The organism is Paenibacillus sp. J22FR5, assembly GCF_059691975.1.
Map to the genome: position 1 here is coordinate 65,568 of NZ_JCAUAN010000013.1, position 13,225 is coordinate 78,792.

Annotated in this window: 7 protein-coding genes; 1 reads left to right on the forward strand and 6 read right to left on the reverse strand. The window is 49.2% G+C overall.

The features are described from left to right. Positions 1–77: 77 nt before the first annotated feature. Complete coding sequence (locus tag AC58P7_RS17850; RefSeq protein WP_497345141.1) at positions 78–8,414, forward strand: glycoside hydrolase family 94 protein; 8,337 nt, start codon at positions 78–80, stop codon at positions 8,412–8,414. A 210-nt stretch (positions 8,415–8,624) separates the two neighbouring features. Here the strand turns inward: AC58P7_RS17850 and AC58P7_RS17855 are convergent, their stop codons facing one another. The 6 genes from AC58P7_RS17855 to AC58P7_RS17880 form a co-directional block, all read right to left on the reverse strand. Then, positions 8,625–9,473: a helix-turn-helix transcriptional regulator gene (locus AC58P7_RS17855; RefSeq protein WP_497345143.1), complete on the reverse strand. Its 849-nt coding sequence runs from the start codon at positions 9,471–9,473 to the stop codon at positions 8,625–8,627. Between the two features lie 47 nt (positions 9,474–9,520). Continuing rightward, entirely contained in the window at positions 9,521–9,973 is a 453-nt protein-coding gene (locus AC58P7_RS17860; protein WP_497345145.1) for a response regulator, read from the reverse strand. A gap of 3 nt (positions 9,974–9,976) precedes the next feature. Continuing rightward, positions 9,977–10,336 carry a sensor histidine kinase gene (locus AC58P7_RS17865; protein ID WP_497345147.1) on the reverse strand — a complete coding sequence of 120 codons (360 nt, stop codon included), beginning with the start codon at positions 10,334–10,336 and terminating at the stop codon, positions 9,977–9,979. Between the two features lie 546 nt (positions 10,337–10,882). Beyond that, positions 10,883–12,343 (reverse strand): carboxylesterase/lipase family protein, encoded by a 1,461-nt coding sequence (locus AC58P7_RS17870; protein WP_497345149.1) that lies wholly within the window; start codon positions 12,341–12,343, stop codon positions 10,883–10,885. 111 nt (positions 12,344–12,454) lie between these two features. Continuing rightward, complete coding sequence (locus AC58P7_RS17875) at positions 12,455–12,745, reverse strand: LysR substrate-binding domain-containing protein (RefSeq protein ID WP_497345151.1); 291 nt, start codon at positions 12,743–12,745, stop codon at positions 12,455–12,457. A 109-nt stretch (positions 12,746–12,854) separates the two neighbouring features. Further along, positions 12,855–13,220, reverse strand: a complete 366-nt coding sequence (locus tag AC58P7_RS17880; protein ID WP_497345153.1) for a hypothetical protein — start codon at positions 13,218–13,220, stop codon at positions 12,855–12,857. Between the last annotated feature and the right edge of the window lie 5 nt (positions 13,221–13,225).

A 13,225-nucleotide genomic window follows, 5' to 3' on the forward strand; every position in this document is an offset into this window, starting at 1 on the left:
TGATTGTCCCGGAATTCTTCGTTGTACCGGACGACAGTACGCTAGAAATTGTTAACAACTGATCTCCGGAGGGACCCATGGCTTATATTACTGAAAAACTTTGTCAAAGAGCGCGTGAACTCGCATTGCAGCACACGCCAAGTGTAGTGCGAACTCATCCAAAATACGTATGGAATCAATTCGATGAAGACATAGAGAGCTTAAGGGAATTTGTAATCTCGTTGCAAAACAGTCCCGCGAGTTGTGCTTTACCAGCGGAAGAATGGCTGCTCGATAATGCTGAATTTATCGAGGAACAGGCATTAGGGGTGAAAACAAGTTTTTCCAACCGCTCCTTTGATTGCTTACCACGCCTTCGAAAGAACGGCATATTACGCATCCAAGCTCTTTGTGAAGATTATTTGGAGCAGGTTGACGGTGTATTGGATGAGGAAACCATTGTTTCCTATATGAACGCTTACCAGGAAGTTTCCGGATTGACGCATGCCGAAACCTGTTCCATCTCGCTCATCCTTCGGGTGACCTTGATTGGAAGGCTGTCCGAAACGATGGCACTTGTGCGTGATCACCGAGAGGTTTGCATGGAAGTTGAACGGTTGCTTTCACGGATAGAGCCTTCCAGGTTAAATCCGGAAGCGATCAACGCAGAATTGGAAGCAGCCGGGCAGACTATTCCACTTTCCGGACCGTGGATCGTCCATCTGATCAGTCACCTGCGGGAGTGGGCAGAGGATTCCGCATCCGTTCGCGAGTGGCTAGTATGCAAATTGGAGAACGGTTCTGATGACCTGGATCGCATCGTATCTTACGAGCATCGGCTTCAGTCAGCTTATCAGGTAAAAGCAGGCAATTTGATCAGCAGTTTACGCAAAAATGAGCGTCTGGATTGGAATACCCAGTTCGAACAGATCAGCTTGCTCGATCAGACGCTACGTCAAGAAAGTACGGGTGACTATTCTCTTCTTGATTCTTATAGCAGGAATGAGATTCTTAAACGCGTTGAAGGATTAGCACGCCGTATGCGTGTGCCCGAAACCTTGATCGCAAGTACAGCGGTAGCTCTCGCGAAGGAAGAGAAAGAACGGGTGGGCGAGGATCGGGAGAAGGCAGATGACTTACCGCGACCGACGTTTGCGGCTTACTTTTTATTTGAACCGGCTGGAATCAAGCAGTTAGTGCAATCATTGCGAACATGCAGCCAGCCTCGCCAAGTGCGGGGAACCAGTATTTTGCAGCGAGCAACCGGCGCTTATTTTGCTTCGCTTATTGGATTGTTCGCAGTTGCACTTCTTATCTCTGCCGCTTGGATTGGCGGTGAACGGGGCTTTACATCGGCAGGGTGGGCAATAGTTTTGCTTACGCTTTCCATTCTTGTAAGCGAATGGGTCATCACATGGCTTCATTTTGGCATTGAGCGCTTTTTCCGCCCCCGGCCTTTGCTGCGTTATGATTTTTCCAACGGTGTGCCTTCGGATGCAACCACGATGGTCGTCATTCCTGCCATCTGGTCTACACCTGAGGAAGTGGAGGAGCTTGCGGATCGTCTGGAAATCCATTATTTGGCCAACCGGGATCCAAACATCCATTACGCTCTTTTAGGGGATTTTACCGATGCTCCAGAGGAAAAGCTTTTGGAAGACGATGCGCTTGTTGCCTTCACCAAAGAAAGAATCGGGAGACTAAACCGGATGTATGCCAGCCCAGGAGGAGCGACCTTTCATTTTTTCCAGCGCCGCAGACAGTGGAACCCTGCCCAGGAAGTATTCATGGGATGGGAACGCAAACGCGGAAAATTGGTGGAATTTGTCGAGCTGCTTAAAGGAAGCAAGGAGACAAGTTACGACTCCATGATAGGAGATACGGTTGATCTCCCGCCAATTCGCTACATTATAACGTTGGACGCGGATACACAGCTTCCGATGGGGAGCGCGCAGAGGATGATCGGTACGCTGCATCTTCCTTATAACAGACCGCGCTTAAATCAAGCGCGAACCCGGGTCGTTGAAGGGTATGGCGTGCTGCAGCCGCGAATTGGAACTAGCCACGAGTCGGCCATGCGGTCGAGGCTTGCTTACTTCTGTTCGGAGCCGGGAATGGATCCGTATGCGTTTGCCGCCTCAGATCCATATCAAGACGCAATGGAGCAGGGGATTTTTACGGGAAAAGGTATTTTCGATGTAGATGTATTTGCGGAAGTGTTATGCGAACGTATTCCTGAAAATACGGTGCTTAGCCACGATTTGCTCGAAGGAGGGTTTCTGCGGGCAGCTCTGCTTTCGGACGTTGAACTAATCGATGACCATCCGTCTAAGTTTCTCGCTTATCAGAAGCGTATGCACAGGTGGGTACGAGGAGATTGGCAGCTGCTCTGCTGGCTTTTGCCCCGTGTTTGCGACCGTCGGGGAACGTTAAAGCCCGTCGATCTATCCGCTATTACGCGTTGGCAAATGATCGACAACTTACGCCGCAGCTTGTTACCGATTTCTTATCTCGTGCTCTTGGCACTTGGTTTAACCGTTCTGCCTGGATCCCCGGGGCGTTGGTTTGTTATCATTCTCGCAACCATGCTTTTGCCGATTATCCGCCAACTTTTTCTCATTCAGACAGCCGTTCGCCATCCCCGGAGAGTGTTGTCTACGGCAATACACGTCTTAATGAATATCTTGACCTTACCGTTTCAAAGCGCGGTTCTGCTCGATGCGATCTGTAAAACCATATACAGACTGTTGATCAGCAAACGCCGTATGCTTGAATGGACCAGTTCTTCTCATATTGAACGAAGCAATAGGGGAAACCAACACACGTTATTGCTTAACACACGCGGCGGATATGGATTGATTATCCTTTTTGCAGTAGCTGTAGCGATGTGGCAGGAGCCGGGACTCAGATGGATGGGCTTCACGCTTAGTTTGATTTGGGCTTTAGCTCCTCTCGCTGTCCGCTGGCTGGACCAGCCAGTTGCACGTGAGAAGCTGCTGCTCACCCCTGTGGAAGAGGATGAATTGCGCGTGTTGGCCAAACAAATTTGGTCGTTTTATGAGGATTTTGCCGGTCCTAAAGATCACTTTCTGCCACCTGATAATGTGCAAATTGACCCTCCAAACGGAGTTGCGCATCGTACGTCGCCGACCAATATCGGTTTTTTGCTAACCGCTGCCCTAGCCGCTCGGGATTTCGGGTTTATCGATACACCGGAGTTAGTGAAGCGTGTAGAGCGTACGGTGGGCACCGTCGAACGGTTAGACAAATGGAACGGGCATCTGTATAACTGGTACGATACCCTCTCACTTGGCGTACTGCCGCCATCCTATGTCTCAACCGTGGACTCGGGTAATTTCGTGGCCAGTTTGATGACGGTCAAACAAGGGTTAGCACATTGGCTAAAGACCGACTTCACCATGAGCAACCAGCCAAATCAGACAGTTGTTGGAAGCCATAAGGGGTTAAATGTTGAGTTTGCCGTCGAGCTTGATCAAATGAGTCCTGGAGAAATGACTCTAATCGGGATGGAAGAGCAACACGCTGACAAGGGGACGGAAGACAGATACACGTCGACTCAAGCGGCTTCTATGGATTGGATGGAGCTCGGCTACAAGCTGATCGCTCGTCTCGAGACATTGATTACGGAGACCGATTTCAGGCCGCTTTATGACCATAAAGCCAAATTATTCGTTTTAGGGTACCATGCGGCATCCGGCGAGCGGGACAACATTCTCTATGACCTGTTAGCTTCCGAAGCCAGACAGACAAGCTTTGTTGCGATTGCACTAGGGCAGGTATCTGTGTCTCACTGGCTTGCACTCGGTCGAACGGTAAAAAGGCAAGGGAACCAGACTACCCTGGTTTCATGGTCCGGGACAATGTTTGAATACTTGATGCCATGGCTGATTATGCGTACTTATCGGAACACCATCTGGGACAGCACCTATCGAGGCGTCGTGAAGCGGCAAATCGAATACGCTCGTGAACGGGGAGTTCCCTTCGGTATCTCAGAGTCTGGTTATTACGCGTTTGATTATCAGATGAATTACCAATACCGGGCTTTTGGAGTTCCAGGCCTCGGTTTCAAACGTGGACTTGAGCAAGATTTGGTTTTGGCGCCTTATGCGACTGTCATGGCCCTTCCATTCGCAATGCGTGATGGCTTGAAGGATTTACTTCGAATGGAGAAACTCGGAGCGCGCGGACAATATGGCTTTTACGAGGCCATTGACTTTACCCCTGGGCGAATGCCTGAAGGTGAGACTTGCAAGATTATCCGCAGTTTCATGGCACATCACCAAGGAATGAGCTTGCTGACGCTTGCCAATGTACTGCTGCCTAGTAAAATGTATGATTACTTTCATCGCGATAAACGTGTGCAGGCGGCGGAACTGTTGCTACAAGAACGGATTCCTTCTCGGGATTCCATTATAAATCGTGAATTATCGGGACAGTCGCGGATCGAAAAACCGAAACCGGCACAGATTGCCCCACTACGGGAGTATGTCTCTGCCGATACTTCGGTTCCGGAAGTGAATGTACATTCGAACGGGGCGTTCACGACGATGATCTCCAATAGCGGCAGCGGATTCATCCGGTTCGAAGGCATGGATGTAACACGCTGGCGGGAAGATCCAGTGACGGACCACTGGGGAAGCTATATGTATATTCGGGATGTCGCAACGGATAAGGTGTGGTCTCCGGCCTTCCAACCTTGCCGCGTGCGGTCAGACAAGCAGCGGGCGCAGTTCTCGCAAGAGCGATCCACTTTCCTGTGTGAGGAAGACAATATGAACTCGACTCTTGAAATCAGCGTTTCGCCCGAAGTGAACGCGGAAGTCCGTCGGTTAACGCTTTCCAATGTGGGGAGTGAAGAACGGATCATCGAGGTGACGACGTTTCTCGAAATCGCGTTAGCGCCTCACGAGGCAGATAAAGCGCATCCGGCTTTCACTAAATTATTCGTTGAAACGCAATTTGATGCTGATACGGAATGCCTTTTTGCCCGCAAACGTCCCCGTGACGGCGGAGAGAAATCCGTGTGGGCGTTCCATACGTTAACAACCGGTGGCCGGCCTCTCGGACCTGTTGAATTTGAGACAGACCGGGCTCGATTTATTGGCAGGGGATACACATTATCCAGACCTAGGGGAATCGAAACCCGTCTTGGCAGCACGGTTGGTTCTGTGGCCGATCCTGCATTTATCATGCGGCGTCGTTTAACCATCCAGCCTGGTGAACATGTCCAACTGAGCGCTGTTACAGGTGTAGCAGAGTCGAAGGAGGAAGCGATCGACATTGTTCAGCAATTGTCTCAGGAACAACAAATCGAGAGGGCTTTTCAACTTGCTTGGACGAGGAGTCAAATCGAATTACAGCATTTACATATAACCTCTGCCGATTTGGCTGTTTTTCAATTGCTAGCGGGTCGTACGCTGTATACGGCTCCTCTGCGGCCGGAGCGTGAGAGCAGTATTGCTGTTAACCAAAAGGGACAGCAGGGACTCTGGGCGTACGGCGTCTCCGGTGATCGGCCCATTGTGATTATACGAATCGCAGATACGATGAATCTATCTTTTATTAACAAGCTTCTCATTGGATATGAGTATTTGCGACATAACAGGCTGTTCATCGATCTTATCATTTTGAATGAATCGGTAGAGGGATATCAGCAGGATTTACAGGAAGCCCTTCGGCGAATGTTGGAGCAAATCGTTGGACGACATGGCTCAGGGCAAGGGGGAGTACACATCCTCCCAGCCTCTCAATTATCGGAAGGCGATAAGTCATTATTGTTCGCGGTATCCCGTATTGTGCTGCGAGCTGATGGCCCAAGTCTGAAGTCGCAGTTAAAAGTACCTGTTCCGAGCCGCACATCGGATGAGCCGCTACCGATAACCGCTCCACCGAACCGCTTTGTAACTGATAAGGCAGTGGAAACGAATGATCTCCTTTTCTTCAACGGTTGGGGAGGCTTCACACCAGACGGCCGGGAGTACCATATCGTTCTGAAAAACGGCAACTACCTGCCGGCACCATGGATTAACGTGATGGCCAATCCGAAATTCGGCTGTTTGACATCGGAACTGTACACAGGGTATACATGGTGGCGCAACAGCCGCGAATGCAAATTAACCCCATGGTCGAACGATCCCGCAATCGACCAACCAGGGGAAGTTTGCTACTTACGGGACGAGGAAAGCGGAGAATATTGGCCGCTGGCACCGGCCCGCACGAACGCAGCCTCCACATATAAGGTGGTGTATGGTCGTGGGTATACGCGTTATCATCATGAAAGTCATGGTCTTCAACAAGAAATGACCGTTTTTGTGCCGCTGGATGATCCTGTCAAAGTGATTAAATTACGACTTCAAAACACGACGTCCGAGCAGCGGAGATTATCCGTCACTTATTATGCAGAATGGGTGCTTGGCGTGCACCGTGAAGGGAACGCTTCGTTCATCGTCACGGAATGGGATCCGGTGAATGCCGTGCTTACGGCACGCAACACGTATCAAGAAATTTTCCGGGATGCGACCGCCTTTCTAACGATTCATCCGCAAACGGAAGCACCGGCAGAATCGGCGAAAGGAAGCAAACAGACAGCCGCTGTGACTCCAGATATGGAAATGACATGGACAGGGGATCGCTTGGAATTTTTAGGCCGCAACGGCACTCTTGAAAATCCTGCTGCCATGAACCGACTTCACTTGTCGGGCGCAACCGGACCAACGTACGAAGGCTGTGGAGCGGTGCAATCCAAATTGGTGATTGAGCCTAACACTGAACAGACCGTCTACATCCTGCTTGGCTGTGAAGATTCCAGTGAATCCGCCGCTCAGCTTACACAAAAGTACCGTCAATCCCATGTTTGCGAGCAAGCATTCGAGGATGTGCAAAAGTTTTGGGACGATGCAATGAGTACGATTACGGTTTCAACGCCTTGCCCTGAGATGGACGTCATGCTGAACAACTGGCTGCTTTACCAGACGCTTTCCTGCCGGATGTGGGCGCGTTCCGCATTTTATCAAGCGGGCGGAGCTTACGGTTTCCGCGATCAGCTGCAGGATTCACTGGCTTTGCTTCATAGTCGTCCCGACCTCACGCGAGCGCAAATTCTACTGCACGCCGCCCACCAGTATGAAGAAGGCGATGTTCAACATTGGTGGCATGAAGAGACGCACCGCGGCATTCGCACCCGCTTTTCCGATGATTTGTTGTGGCTTCCTTATGCCGTGGTCAGATACATTGAACATACCGAAGACGAGAGCCTATTAAACGAAACCGTTCCGTTTCTTCGCAGCGAACCTTTAAGTGAAGAGGAGCATGAACGTTATGAGCCGACCGTATTGTCCGAGCAAAGCGGTTCGATCTTAGAACATTGCCTGCGTGCGCTCGACCGCGGTTTACGTTTTGGCGAGCATGGGCTGCCGCTGATCGGAATCGGGGACTGGAACGACGGCATGAGCCGTATTGGAGCTGAAGGGCGTGGCGAAAGCGTGTGGCTTGGCTGGTTCTTGGGTGATGTTTTGCGAGGAGTGGCTGATTTGTGCGAACATCGTGGGGACCTTGAGCGAGCAGAAAATTATCGGCGTATACAGGAAAAGCTTGCGGATTCACTTAATGAAAAGGGGTGGGACGGTCAGTGGTACCGACGGGCATTTACCGATGGAGGACAATGGCTCGGTTCCATCCATAATGCGGAGTGCCGCATTGATGCTATCGCTCAGTCATGGTCCGTCATTTCAGGAATGGCGCCGCCAGACAAAGCTTTGCAGGCTATGCGTTCATTCGATCGTGAGCTAGTGGATCGAAGCTTGTCGGTAGCGCATATTCTGTATCCGCCGTTTGACCAAACGGATCCAAGTCCAGGCTATATTCAGGGGTATCCTCCCGGTATCCGTGAGAACGGAGGCCAATACACACACGGCGTCCTCTGGAGCATCATTGCTTGGTGCGGGCTTGGGGACGGGGACAAAGCGTTTGAGCTGTTCCACATGTTGAACCCGATCATGCATACGAAGACGTCTGCAGAAGTGCGGAAATATGTCGGTGAACCTTATGTTATGTCTGCCGACGTGTATACAGAAGAGCCTCATAAAGGCCATGCCGGATGGACTTGGTATACAGGCGCATCGGGATGGATGTATCAAGCGGGCGTTGAATGGATTATCGGCCTGCGCCGCCGAGGAGAACGGTTGTTCATCCGTCCATGTATGCCAAGTGAATGGCCGGAGTTTTCTGCCAGCTACCGTTTCGGGAACGCAGAGTACCGCATCACCGTCAAAAATCCGTCACACAAGTCCAGTGGACAAACGATGCTATCGATCGATGGACTGGAAGTCGACTTTACCGAGTACGCCACGGAGGACGGTCCTTTCATCCGATTGCGTGACGATAGTCAAATCCACCATGTAGTACTGACGCTTTAGTTGAATATGTAGAGGGGTCCAGCCAACGTGATAACGACATGTTGGCTGGACCCTATTTACTTCTAAACACGGAATAAATTTTAATGTCGCTGGACAAAGCCACCAAGAATGATGAAGAAGTTGCTTGACCGTCCAAGGACATGCCAAGTTCGATAAATAGGATACGATCCAATTTTCATATCTTAATACAGTAAGTTTACTGGTTTTCTACTAACCTTCGCTCCGAAATTCCTGTGGGGTGCATCCAAAGTGTTTTTTAAAGATTTTTATGAAATGCGGTGGGGCAAGAAAGCCTAACTTAGAGCTGATGTCGGAGATTTTGAGCTCGGTGCTCTTTAACAGATAAGCAGCTTTCTCCATCCGCAGAGCGTATAAATAATCGCCGATCGTTTCCCCGGTAACGGTTTTATAGACTTTAGACAAATACACGGGATGTAGACCGAAATGATCGGCAACCATCTGCAAGGAAACTCCTTCGGACAGATGTTCTTGAATAAAAGAACGGACCTTGGCCGCGATGTTATTCTGAGTACTTTCCAGGTGGGTGCTGGAGCTTTCTTTCAGATTTGCTATCACTTTGGCAGCCCAATCGTATAAGCGTTGTGTGGATAAAAAGTTTGTTTTTCTTAGAAAGAATTCAAAATCTTCACTAAGCTGCTCATCCAGATTACCGCCATTTTTGAGAATGCCGATCGAAAGAGAAGAGGATACGTACAAGAAGATGGTGAACAGCTGGTCATAGGTAAATTCGGACTCAAGATTCGATACCAGGAGCGTATGCTCCAATTTCATAAGGGCTTCGTCCCAACTGCCCGATTCCAGCAATTGAGGAAGCAGCGGGGGTTCGAACAGGTTAATCGTTGAAGGCTCAAGCCGATTGTTCGATTCGTCATCGCTAAGCGTAATGAAATAGCTTTTATTTGACCCTACATTACGGGTAATAGCTAACACTGCACGTTGGTATAGCTCGGCGACAGGATCGGGAAACGTGCAGGTTGGGCTGAGACATATCGAGATATTGCTATTTAAGAAAGTATGAACGTGGTTTTGTAGCTTCACCGCGAAAGAATCGACTAGCTTCATTGCTTCCACGCGTTCCCATACTTTTATGAGAAAGATAAGAAAGGCAAGTTGGATTGAAGCGTATATTGAATACGCTGATAGGAGCTGATTTCTCTCCATTCGGCTTGCAACGCTTCAATCGCGCTCTGCACGGTGGCCACTAGTTCCTCAATCACGACAGGCTTAAGCAAGTAGTTAAATGCGCTCTGCTGCATGGCTTTTTGCGCATATTGAAAATCGTCATGACCCGATAAAATAATACATTTGATCTTTCTCGATAACTGGTTGATGTGTTCGATCAATTCGAGGCCATCCAGCTCCGGCATCCGAATATCGGTTATCAGTACGTCAATCGCATGTTCTTCTGCGATTTTTAGCGCTTCCGTGGCTGAGTATGCTTGATGAACGGCCTCGATCCCGTAATCCGACCAAGGGATCGTCAGAGCCAAGCTGTCGACGACCGTTTTTTCATCATCCACAATTAATAATTGATACATAGGTTATCCCTCCGAAATCTCTGGCTTACCCCAAAATAAGCTAACACATAAGCCCCCAAGCGTGCTTTGACTAAATTCCATGCCCGTAAACGAGTTGAAATGAATGCCAAGACGCTGATGAATATTCCAAAGCGCACATTCCATCGTTTCGTCCAGCGGCTGTTTGATTTTGAGTTTGATCGTTCTAATCTCTTCCTCCGTCATACCTCGTCCGTCGTCCTCAACCGTGATCCGGTAGCCGGCTTCGGTTTCAGTTCCTGTGATGATGACCTTGCCGGCTGACTGTTTTTTCTCGATCCCATGGATGATACTATTCTCGACTAAAGGTTGGATCAACGATTTCGGAATGGTCAAATGGTTCATGGAGTCAGGGATCCGAATTTCGTAGTGAAGCCTGTCCATTCGCATGCACTGGTATTATATCGGTATAACGATACGGAGAAGTGCCTGTCAATTTCGGAACGAGAGGATGTTCTAAAGCGGTTGGTCAAATAAAACGTTGAGCTGTTGGATAATTTTCAATCCATCTGGCGGCGGAACAGGGAAGGCGGCCTTGCGCGGAGCATGGGACCCTAGCTTCGGATAAGAGGTCAATACGTGGAGCGGATCTCAGCGCTGAGCCATCACCTTTCGAGTGAATAATAGAAAAGCGCAGGTCCATGCTGGAAAATCCTGCACAGGTTGTTGAGGTCACTGAATGCTGGTTGACTTTTTGATTCAAATAAAACAATACATTGCGCATCAGAATCAACACTGGCAGAATTAATGATTATCCATCTGCCCGCTTTCAACTCCCCACAAACAAACCGTTAAAAAGCGATGCAACAAATCTATCAAAAACAAAGCGGCAGTTCATGAACGGTTGACGATCCGAACTGCCGCTTTGTTTCTTTTCACTATAGGAAGAAATTATAGTACAAAGACTTGATTAGGAAAATGATTTTCAGGCAGCGCAGGTTCATGATCCAGCTTACATTCCTGATTGAGGATCATAACTGGGCGATTCGCTAAATTGAACATGGGCCAGTCAGGCAGACCCTCGGTTTGAGGCCGGCCCGTATGGATAAAAGCTGCCCAAGCCGCATGCATATGGACTGCGAGTTCCTTTCCACTTTGAGGGACCGCAAAAAAAGCAGCCATTGGATCCAATTCATTCGCTTGATCTGCCTCAGATTCACCTTGAAGGAAATGAAAGATAAAGGGATTTTCAGATCCATGAGTCGCACCCTGCCCGCCCGAAAACTCGAAACGATAAAGCCACAGGGGCTGATCTTGTGTTGCTGCCATTTCAGCGAGACGAATCGTCGCATTATGGTACACGTACTCGGTGAGTGTATGGCTCCAGGCATCTTGAGCAGGCTGCAAAAGAGCGGCTTCGCGGAAGGCGGCCCAGACCAGCGCGCTGTTCGAACCGAAAAGATTGAACATAACCGCATCGCTTGGTTCATTCATTTCCGGTGAATACGAAGTGTATAACACGCATTCGTCCTTATTCGTCCCGACAAGCATTGGAATTTTGCGGTCAAGCCCTGCAAGTAATTCGTCAATAGGCTCCATGGAGATGGTGAGTCCGTCGCGTACAGGACCAAAGGTATGAAGACTGTTGTCCTGTGCTTCCAGTATCGTTTGCGCGGGAAGCGTCAATAATCGATGCGCTTCATTATGGGGAATCTCCAGTTTATCCAGAAGCCGAAGAGTAATTCGGGAGGCTGTGCGAGTGTCCCGAATAGCTTGTGTCGCGCCGCTCTGGGCGATAATTTGGTGAAACAAGCTTTGCGCAGCGGGTACGGTCAGCAGTGTGCTTGCGCATTTGGCTCCGGCTGATCCGCCTGAAACGGTGATGCGGTTCGGGTCGCCGCCGAAAGTAGAAATATTTTCCTTGACCCATCGGAGCGCCGCAACGATGTCCAGTATCCCATTGTTGCCAGATGTCTGATAGGCTTCGCCCAACAGGTCGCCCAAATAAAGAAACCCTAAAGCACCCAATCTGTAGTTAATGGAAACGCATACAATATTATCCCGCTGAGCAAAGGTATAGCCGCTAAAAAACGCACCAGTCCCACTAGTAAAGCCGCCGCCATGGATATCGACAAGTACGGGACGATTCGCTTGCTCCACACCCGGCGTCCATATGTTGAGACTCAAGCAGTCCTCTGATTGCTCTCCAAAATTGTAGTAAGCATTAATCGGTTGGTATGAAATAGGCCCGTATCGGTCAGCCTGAAGCACCCCCTCCCAGGGCTGCAGGGGACACGGAGGAGTAAAACGGCGCTCGCCGATTGGGGGCTCCGCATAAGGAATGCCACGAAAAACGTGTAGATTACCTTCTTCTACACCGCGAATCTGTCCATATTTTGTATTTACTATCAAGGATATAGGCCTCCCATCATGAATTAATTAAAACTATTATATCAAGTTAAATCCATAAACAGTAATATATTATTTGACATAATATTAATAACTCATAGGTTATATGTAATCTTACAGCTGTGCGAAATAATCGATCAGAAACTGACGGAATGTCTGTGCAACTTGGCCCAGATAACGATTTTTCTTCCAGTGCAGTTCGATGGACCGGAAGCAAGAGGGACGTTCGATCCAAAGATGCCTGACGGACTCGTCCATAGTCCCGCTCCATGTGATGGAAGGGACAAATGCAATTCCCTGTCCCGCACGGATGAGCCCTCTTACCGTTGCCGGGTCATCGCTTTCAAACGTAATACGGGGGATAAATCCCGTTACCTTGCAGAAGGCGTCAGTTATCTCAAGCAAGCTGTTGCCTCACTTGAGGCAAATGAGACCCTCATTCGCAATTTGTTCCAGGCAGATGCTGGTTTTGGATGATAATGGATTATCCTTGGGAATGGCTAAAAGAATTTCCTCATTCAGTAATTCGATCTTCTCCGTACCCTTGAAGCCTGACCGGCAGGGAGGTTACGCGAAGGTTGAAGTGGGATGCAGCCGGGTTTCGGTAATGCTGATACAACTGAAAGGTAACTTCCGGATAAAGTATGCGAAACTCTTTTATTAAATGGGGAATAATGGAGGATTCCACATCGAAAGAGAAGTGGATTGTACCTTTCACTTCACCTTCCTCGTCTTGGAGCTCACATCTTGCTTCGTCCAGTTCCTTCAGAGCGGTTTCGATCCTCTTCAGAAACATCTTGCCCTTCGTGTTCAACTCAATGTGTTTGCTTTTGCGGTCAAATAAGGATACACCCAGCCCCTTTTCGAGAGTTTGTATCATTTTAT

What these genes read in the sequence shown, in the direction of transcription:
- AC58P7_RS17865 (WP_497345147.1), bottom strand. Translation starts at nt 10,336, where the DNA reads ATGAACCATTTGACCATTCCGAAATCGTTGATCCAACCTTTAGTCGAG.
- AC58P7_RS17850 (WP_497345141.1), top strand. Translation starts at nt 78, where the DNA reads ATGGCTTATATTACTGAAAAACTTTGTCAAAGAGCGCGTGAACTCGCA.
- AC58P7_RS17860 (WP_497345145.1), bottom strand. Translation starts at nt 9,973, where the DNA reads ATGTATCAATTATTAATTGTGGATGATGAAAAAACGGTCGTCGACAGC.
- AC58P7_RS17880 (WP_497345153.1), bottom strand. Translation starts at nt 13,220, where the DNA reads ATGATACAAACTCTCGAAAAGGGGCTGGGTGTATCCTTATTTGACCGC.